A 1,307-nucleotide genomic window follows, 5' to 3' on the forward strand; every position below is an offset into this window, starting at 1 on the left:
GGTATAAGAGACAGGGGCATGGGGCATGGGGAATAGTGAAAGAGACTTATAACTGTAACCTGTAACCTGTAACCTGTAACCCTATAACCTGATGAATAGAGGGATTTTAACTGCGAAATCTTGATGAAATTTTAAGCTAAATCTGAAGTAAAGACTCCTATGAGCGCAACACAGTCTAACAACCTTCCGCTTTGGGTACAGGATAGAGATCAGGTGATTGCAGCAAGCACTGATTCCGAGTGGCGCTATCAAACACCTCCTGATTATTCTCGCTCAAAAGAGAATCTCGCCAATGAGAGTACACGTAATCACATTGAGGGTACATTAGAAGCGATCGTAGAAAACTTGGTAAGAACCTTCGAGATGGAGGCATCTTTCAAAACGAACCCACAGCAGTGGTTGTCTATTGTGAATGACAAGTTTCGCGTGAGTACTAATGGTGGAGTAGAGTACACAGCAGCAGATTTAGCAGCGCAAGGTACTTACAATTTATTTATGGCTGATTCAGAACATTACAAAGCTTCAGAGGAAAGCTTTGAATCATCCGCCAAAGTCTTTCACGCAACATTTCCCCAAGGGTTTCCGTGGGAAGTGCTGGAAGTTTTCTCAGGGCCACCAAATGTAACATTCAAGTGGAGGCATTGGGGACATTTTAAAGGTGCATACAAAGACTATGCACCGACTGGAGAGACATTAGAAATTATCGGTATGAGCGTTGCACGCGTCACTGATGACTTGAAGATTGTTTCTTTGGAACACTACTTTGACAACACTCTGTTTTTAGAAAAACTGACAGATGGTGGCAAACATTCAAATAGTGAAAACCAAGGAAGTGCTTGTCCCTTCAGTTCCTGGTTCAAGAAATTCCACAAGAGCTAGTTTGTAGGGGTACAGTGCTGTACGCTGTACCCTGAAATTATTTAATAGCAACCAAAGGATGAAAATGCAAACATACTATTACATTTTGGCAAGTCAACGCTTTCTCATCCAAGAAGAACCCATAGAGGAAGTTTTGAAAGAGCGCACTCGTTACTACCACGAACAAGAAAAACAAATTGATTTTTGGTTGGTTCAGCAACCAGCTTTCTTGGAAGCACCCCAGTTTGCAGAAATAAAGGCAAAGTGTCCTCAACCAGCAGTAGCGATTATTTCAACGAATTCCCAATTTATTACCTGGTTAAAACTGCGATTAGAGTACGTGATCACCGGAGAATTTCAGGCTCCTTCTGAAGCGATCGCTGATGCATTGGCATCACTTTCTACTGTGTCTTAAGAATGGGAATGGGGGATGGGGCATGGGGCATGGG

General features: G+C 42.7%; 2 protein-coding genes. Both read left to right on the forward strand.

Going from position 1 to position 1,307, the window contains the following annotated elements:
* Positions 1 to 159 precede the first annotated feature (159 nt).
* The gene (locus IQ246_RS29690; RefSeq protein WP_194006856.1) at positions 160 to 879 is read left to right on the forward strand and encodes an ester cyclase; all 720 of its coding nucleotides are present in this window, start codon (positions 160 to 162) and stop codon (positions 877 to 879) included.
* Between the two features lie 64 nt (positions 880 to 943).
* Entirely contained in the window at positions 944 to 1,273 is a 330-nt protein-coding gene (locus IQ246_RS29695) for an MgPME-cyclase complex family protein (protein ID WP_194006857.1), read from the forward strand.
* The last annotated feature ends 34 nt before the right edge of the window (positions 1,274 to 1,307 follow it).

The organism is aff. Roholtiella sp. LEGE 12411 (genome assembly GCF_015206995.1).
In the GTDB taxonomy this organism is placed as follows: domain Bacteria; phylum Cyanobacteriota; class Cyanobacteriia; order Cyanobacteriales; family Nostocaceae; genus Komarekiella.

Coding starts and splice junctions, on each gene's coding strand:
- IQ246_RS29690 (WP_194006856.1), top strand. CDS start 160: ATGAGCGCAACACAGTCTAACAACCTTCCGCTTTGGGTACAGGATAGA.
- IQ246_RS29695 (WP_194006857.1), top strand. CDS start 944: ATGCAAACATACTATTACATTTTGGCAAGTCAACGCTTTCTCATCCAA.